Source organism: Neisseria sp. P0009.S007 (genome assembly GCF_051962515.1).
Genome location: NZ_JBQCVF010000114.1, coordinates 1 through 6,502, shown reverse-complemented (window position 1 = coordinate 6,502; position 6,502 = coordinate 1). Strand labels below are relative to the sequence as shown.

At 51.8% G+C, this 6,502-nt stretch carries 8 protein-coding genes; all 8 read left to right on the top strand.

Annotated elements, in window-relative coordinates; all coding sequences use genetic code 11:
- Positions 1-468: MBL fold metallo-hydrolase (locus ACTHS3_RS09700; protein ID WP_440367840.1), on the top strand; the 468-nt coding region annotated here is incomplete at its 5' end.
- 459 nt (positions 469-927) lie between these two features.
- Positions 928-1,437: an outer membrane protein assembly factor BamE gene (locus ACTHS3_RS09695; RefSeq protein ID WP_004519039.1), complete on the top strand. Its 510-nt coding sequence runs from the start codon at positions 928-930 to the stop codon at positions 1,435-1,437.
- A gap of 8 nt (positions 1,438-1,445) precedes the next feature.
- Positions 1,446-1,874 carry a L,D-transpeptidase gene (locus ACTHS3_RS09690; protein ID WP_070624970.1) on the top strand — a complete coding sequence of 143 codons (429 nt, stop codon included), beginning with the start codon at positions 1,446-1,448 and terminating at the stop codon, positions 1,872-1,874.
- A gap of 311 nt (positions 1,875-2,185) precedes the next feature.
- Entirely contained in the window at positions 2,186-3,403 is a 1,218-nt protein-coding gene (locus ACTHS3_RS09685; RefSeq protein ID WP_004519041.1) for an MFS transporter, read from the top strand.
- 164 nt (positions 3,404-3,567) lie between these two features.
- Positions 3,568-4,227: an amino acid ABC transporter permease gene (locus tag ACTHS3_RS09680; RefSeq protein WP_003748035.1), complete on the top strand. Its 660-nt coding sequence runs from the start codon at positions 3,568-3,570 to the stop codon at positions 4,225-4,227.
- Positions 4,217-4,885, top strand: coding sequence for an amino acid ABC transporter permease (locus tag ACTHS3_RS09675; RefSeq protein WP_004519042.1), 669 nt, complete (start codon positions 4,217-4,219; stop codon positions 4,883-4,885). Before ACTHS3_RS09680 ends, ACTHS3_RS09675 begins: the two co-directional genes overlap by 11 nt.
- A gap of 1 nt (position 4,886) precedes the next feature.
- Positions 4,887-5,618, top strand: coding sequence for an amino acid ABC transporter ATP-binding protein (locus ACTHS3_RS09670; RefSeq protein WP_004519043.1), 732 nt, complete (start codon positions 4,887-4,889; stop codon positions 5,616-5,618).
- 75 nt (positions 5,619-5,693) lie between these two features.
- A partial coding sequence (locus tag ACTHS3_RS09665; protein ID WP_440367836.1) for an amino acid ABC transporter substrate-binding protein occupies positions 5,694-6,502 on the top strand: 809 nt, incomplete at its 3' end.

Here is a 6,502-nt window from a genome sequence, read left to right as displayed (position 1 = left end):
CACGGCCATCTTGACCACGCAGGCGGCGTGGTTGAACTTTTGAAAACCTGCGACGTACCCGTTCTCGGCCCGCACAAAGACGACGAATTCCTGCTCCAAGCCCTTCCGCAAACAACGGCGCAATACGGCTTCCCTGTTTCTCCGTCATTCACGCCGACACGCTGGCTGGAAGAAGGGGAAACGCTCAAGGTCGGCAACCACAGTTTCCAAGTCCTCCACATTCCCGGCCACACCCCCGGCCAAGTCGTTTTTTACAACGCTGAAAACGGTCTTTTAGTCGCAGGTGATGTCTTATTTTATGAGACCGTTGGTCGCACAGATTTTCCGCGCGGCAATCATGATGACCTCATAAACAATATCTGCGCTAAACTATTAACCCTACCCGAAACCACGCAAGTTATAGCCGGACACGGCCGTATGACCAGCATCGGGCATGAGAAAAGGTACAATCCGTTTCTGGTTCGTTAATATGAATGTTGTATAAAGCCAACATTCTGGCATACGCAGATTATGCGTATAAAGGAAAACTGGCATACAATTTGCAGGGATAACACCCGAAAGATTAAGTACCTAATCTCCGGCAAATGCCAAAATGAACTAAAGCACAAAGATAACAAGGTATTACGCAATACAACCTGATTTATCGAAAACCGGACATCTCTAAACCCCAAGCCTTACTCGCAGTGAAATTGTTACAAAGTGACAATAAATGTCAGTCAGGCCGTCTGAACGGTTCTGCCGATTCAGGCGGATACAACGGAGATGAGGCGCAATGCCCTGCCGGAATGTGCCGATGTTCTGTTTGTCAAACCGTCGGGTACATCTTTAAGAAGCACAACATTATTTGGGTAAACCGGCAAACTCGCTGCCGGCACTAACAGGCCGTCTGAAAAGTTCGGCTGGTAAAATCAATAAAAGGATTATCAAATGAAAAAAATCGCAAAAGTGGGCTTCGTCCTGCTGGCTACCGGCCTGCTGGCCGCCTGTGCTACTAAGAGCAAAATCACTCCTGAAGGCACTACCGACGAGCCACGCTTCCCTAAACCTTACTCCCTGACCTTCAACAAAGACCGCGGTACATTCCCGACTTTTGACGAGTTGGATCAAATGCGTCCTGGTCTGACCAAAGACGACATCTATAAAATCCTCGGCCGTCCTCACTACGACGAAGGCATGGTTGGCGTTCGTGAATGGGACTACCTGTTCCACTTCTACACCCCAGGCGTAGGCGTTGACCCTGAAAACACTTCCGGCGTTGAAGGCATCACTACTTGCCAATACAAAGTGATCTTCGACAAAGACAAATTTGCACGCAGCTTCTTCTGGAATCCAGTATTCCCTAAAGATGCCGTATGTCCTCCTCCAGCACCTAAACAAGAGCCTCAAGTGATCATCCGCGAGATCATTAAAGAAGCTCCTAAACGCATCCGTCAATAAGGACAAATTTGAAACGGATCCTATTGGGTATAGCCTTGGCAGCAGGTCTGAATTCTTTGGCCTCTGCCGATGCTGTCAACGACTATATCCAACGCAAAAAAGTTGTGGTCAATACAGCTAAGGCGGAGCTTTGCTTTGCCGATGACGGTCAGTGCCATCCGGTATTGATTGGCAAGACCACGCCGAAAGGCAAATTCAATATGACGCCGATGATGACCAGCAAACCGGGTTACGGTGGCGAAGTTATCGGCTTCAAAGAAGAAAATGACTTTCTGTTTGCGTTACACAGGGTATGGACGCTCAAGCCACAGGAAAGACGCATGGAACGCATCGTCTCCCCTCATGTGGCCGACCGCATCATAACCAATGGTTGTATCAACGTACAAAATAATGTGTACGAAAAACTGCGTCAGTATTTCATTCTGGAAATCATCTGATGTAAGTCAGTCAAACAAAGGCCGTCTGAAACTTTTCAGACGGCCTTTCTTCTCAAACGAAAATTCAACGGCAATTTGCTTGCTCCGTCAGTACCAAACGAAGAATATTTGACCGCTTCATCCTCAATTCATCCTCAATTCATCCTCAAGCCATATCACTTTTTACCATATCCAAAGAACCAACGGTTATTTATGCCGTTTCCCGCCCAATGCTAGAATCGCGCGTTTATATATCGGCTCGCCGAGAAATCAAATAAATAATATAGTGGCAGGAATAGCTTTTATTTCCTGCCCCCTTACACACAAACATCATGACCGATTCTTCTGCCAAATTACCCAATTTGTGGCTGCTGATTGCCGCTGCCGCCTCCATCCTGCTGATTACCATCGGCATGAGGATGACTTTAGGGCTTTTTGTCCTGCCCGTCGTCAACTCTACCGAATTGAGCATGACCCAGTTCAGCCTGATTATTGCCGTGTTCCAATTGATGTGGGGCATATCGCAACCCTTGTCCGGCGCGTTGGCCGACCGTTTCGGCGCGTTTAAGGTTTTAGCCGGCGGTACGGTTCTGTTGATTGCCGCCTGTCTGATGGTGCCACAAATGCCGACTTATTGGGGGCTGATGCTGGGTATCGGTTTATTGTTGGCATTCGGTACAGGTTCGGGCGGATTTTCCATCATTATGGGACAGGTCGCCGCCAAAACACCGCCTCATCGGCGCGGCTTGGCTTCCGGCTTGGTCAATGCAGGCGGGTCCGCAGGGCAATTTTTGTTCGCGCCGCTGGTTCAAGGTTTGATTGCCCTCCCCCACGTCGGCTGGACGGGGACATTTTACGTTTGGGCAGTCATTGCCATCTTGATTTTGCCGATTTCTTGGTGGCTGGCCGGCGGCAAACATGCTTCTCATACCGTCCATACCGACGACGGCGGCCAAACCCTGAAGCAGGCCGTCTGTAAGGCTTTCGCCAACCGCAGCTATATCTTGCTGCATTTGGGTTTCTTTACCTGCGGTTTCCACATCGCCTTTTTGGTTACCCACCTGCCAACCGAAATTTCACTTTGCGGCCTCCCTGCTACGGTCGCTTCGACCTCCATTGCCATTATTGGTTTGGCAAACATCGCTGGCTGTATTTTTTCAGGCTGGTGTACCGGCAGATTTTTGGGCAAATACGTCCTCTTCGGTTTATATGCTTCGCGTGTCGCCATGATATTGATTTATCTGGCCGCCCCTAAAACCGATTTGAACTTCTATCTTTTCGCCGCCGGACTCGGTTTCACTTGGCTGGCAACCGTCGCCCCCACCGCCGCCATTACCGGCAAACTTTTCGGTACGCGCTACTTGGCCACCCTCTTCGGGTTGACCATGTTGAGCCACCAAATCGGCGGCTTTTTGGGTTCGTACATCGGCGGCATCGTCATCACGCGCTTCAACGATTACGGCTGGATGTGGTACGCCGACGCAGTCTTGGCAGGCACGGCCGCCCTGTTGAATTTACTGATTCATGAACGGAAAGCGGCTGCCGCCTGACGCGGAAACCTTGACATTCTAAGGCCGTCTGAAACGTTTCAGACGGCCTTTGCCTTATTCCATTTTTTATGTTTTATCCACAATCGATATTCCTATCCATTATTTAACACTCTCTTACAAACCCGTTAAAATACTGCCTTTATCATGCTGATTGTCTGACTCTGATGAACTGGTCTTATCTGATCGATGCCATCCCTAAATTTGTCGATGCGGCAAAGCTGACGCTGGAATTGTCGGTATATGGCGTCGTTTTGTCGTTGCTGTTCGGCCTGCCCGTTGCCGTGGTTACGGCATACCGCATCCGCCCCTTCTACGCATTGGCACGCGCCTATATCGAGCTGTCGCGCAATACGCCCCTGCTGATCCAATTGTTTTTCCTGTATTACGGCCTGCCGAAAATGGGCATTAAATGGGACGGTTTCACCTGCGGCGTGATCGCACTGGTTTTCTTGGGCGCAAGCTATATGGCGGAAGCCATCCGCGCCGGTATTTTGGCCGTCCCCAAAGGACAGATCGAAGCGGGCAAGGCCATCGGTTTGAGCCGCTTTCAAGTGTTCCGCTATGTCGAATTGCCTCAGGCATGGGCGGTCGCCGTTCCCGCCATCGGCGCAAACGTATTGTTTTTGATGAAAGAAACATCTATCGTCAGCGCGGTCGGCATTGCAGAATTGTTGTTCGTTACCAAAGACATCATCGGCATGGACTACAAAACCAACGAAGCCTTGTTCCTGCTGTTTGCCAGCTACCTGATCATCCTTCTGCCCGTTTCGCTTCTGGCGCGCTGGGCAGAAAACCGCGTACGGAGTGCAAAATATGGTGTTTGACTGGCTGTTTGAAGGACAAAACGCGGCACGCTTGGGCGAAGGCTTGTTGCTGACGGCGCAGATTTCCCTGGTCTCCGTTGCCGCCTCCTGCGTATTGGGTACGCTGTTCGGCTTGGTTTTACGTTCGCGCAACCAGCTCATCCGCTTTATCGGACGGTTTTATCTCGAAACCATCCGAATCGTACCGATTTTGGTGTGGCTGTTCGGCCTGTATTTCGGCCTATCCGTCTGGACAGGCATCCACATCGACGGATTTTGGGTCTGCGTCTGGGTATTTACCATGTGGGGCATCGCCGAAATGGGCGATTTGGTCCGCGGCGCATTGGAATCGATTGAAAAACACCAGGTCGAATCAGGCCTGGCACTCGGCTTGAGCCGCGGGCAGGTATTCCGCTACATCGAGCTGCCGCAAAGCATCCGCCGCGTATTGCCCGGCGCCGTCAATCTGTTTACGCGCATGATCAAAACCAGCTCGCTTGCCTCCCTTATCGGCGTCATCGAAGTCGTCAAAGTCGGTCAGCAAATCATCGAAAACTCGCTGCTGACGCAACCCAATGCTTCATTTTGGGTTTACGGCCTGATTTTTATGCTGTATTTCTTCTGTTGCTGGCCGCTGTCGCTGCTGGCGGCAAAACTTGAACAAAAATGGGAACACTGACATGGCTTTACTGAGCATCCGCAACCTGCACAAACAATACGGCAACGTAACCGCCATTCAATCCTTAGACTTGGACTTGGAAAAAGGCGAAGTCATCGTACTGCTGGGCCCGTCCGGCTGCGGCAAATCCACCCTCCTGCGCTGCGTAAACGGTTTGGAGCCGCACCAAGGCGGCAGCATCGTGATGGATGGAGTCGGCGAATTCGGCAAAGACGTTTCCTGGCAAACCGCCCGGCAAAAAGTCGGCATGGTCTTTCAAAGCTATGAACTGTTTGCCCACATGACCGTCATCGAAAACATCCTCTTAGGCCCGGTGAAAGTACAAAACCGCAACCGTACCGAAGCAGAGGCACAAGCCGACAAACTGTTGGAACGCGTCGGCCTGCTCGACCGCAAAAACGCCTATCCGCGCGAACTCTCCGGCGGCCAGAAACAACGCATCGCCATTGTCCGCGCCCTGTGCCTGAATCCGGAAGTCATCCTGCTGGACGAAATCACCGCCGCACTCGACCCCGAAATGGTGCGCGAAGTCTTGGAAGTGGTTTTAGAACTCGCTCATGAAGGCATGAGCATGCTCATCGTAACCCATGAAATGGGGTTTGCCCGCAAAGTTGCCGATCGCATCGTCTTCATGGACAAAGGCCGCATCGTCGAATCGTCCGACCCCGAAACCTTCTTCTCCGCCCCCAAAAGCGAACGCGCCCGCCAATTCTTGGCAGGCATGGACTACTGATTTTATTTTCAGGCCATCCGAACCCTTTTTCAGACGGCCTCCACTTTCAACCAAACATTTGAAAAGGAAACACTCATGCAATTGAATGCCAAATTCAAAGCCCTCCTCGCCTCCGCCGCCATCGCCGTCGGCCTGACTGCTTGCGGAGGCGGCTCCGGCGATGCCCAATCTTCACAAAGCAGCGGCGCGGCAACCGTTGCCTCCATCAAAGAAAAAGGCGTCATCCGTATCGGTGTATTCGGCGACAAGCCTCCGTTCGGCTATGTTGACGCCAACGGTAAAAACCAAGGCTTTGACGTTGAAATCGCCAAAGACCTGGCCAAAGACCTGCTCGGCAGCCCCGACAAAGTCGAATTCGTCCTGACCGAGGCCGCAAACCGCGTCGAATACGTCCGTTCCGGCAAAGTCGACCTCATCCTCGCTAACTTCACCAAAACACCCGAACGCACCGAAGCCGTCGATTTCGCCGATCCTTACATGAAAGTGGCCTTGGGCGTAGTTTCCCCCAAAGACAAACCGATTACCGACGTTGCGCAATTGAAAGACCAAACCCTTCTGGTCAATAAAGGCACTACCGCCGACGCCTTCTTCACCAAAAACCATCCTGAAGTCAAACTGCTGAAATTCGACCAAAATACCGAAACCTTCGACGCACTGAAAGACGGCCGCGGCGTAGCACTCGCCCACGACAACGCCTTGTTGTGGGCATGGGCAAAAGAAAACCCGAATTTTGAAGTCGCCATCGGCAACCTCGGCCCTGCCGAATTCATCGCCCCGGCTGTTCAAAAAGGCAACACCGACCTCCTGAACTGGGTCAACGGCGAAATCGCCGCCATGAAAAAAGACGGCCGTCTGAAAGCCGCCTATGAAAAAACCCTCTTGCC

Coding starts and splice junctions, on each gene's coding strand:
- ACTHS3_RS09695 (WP_004519039.1), top strand. CDS start 928: ATGAAAAAAATCGCAAAAGTGGGCTTCGTCCTGCTGGCTACCGGCCTG.
- ACTHS3_RS09680 (WP_003748035.1), top strand. CDS start 3,568: ATGAACTGGTCTTATCTGATCGATGCCATCCCTAAATTTGTCGATGCG.
- ACTHS3_RS09685 (WP_004519041.1), top strand. CDS start 2,186: ATGACCGATTCTTCTGCCAAATTACCCAATTTGTGGCTGCTGATTGCC.
- ACTHS3_RS09670 (WP_004519043.1), top strand. CDS start 4,887: ATGGCTTTACTGAGCATCCGCAACCTGCACAAACAATACGGCAACGTA.
- ACTHS3_RS09675 (WP_004519042.1), top strand. CDS start 4,217: ATGGTGTTTGACTGGCTGTTTGAAGGACAAAACGCGGCACGCTTGGGC.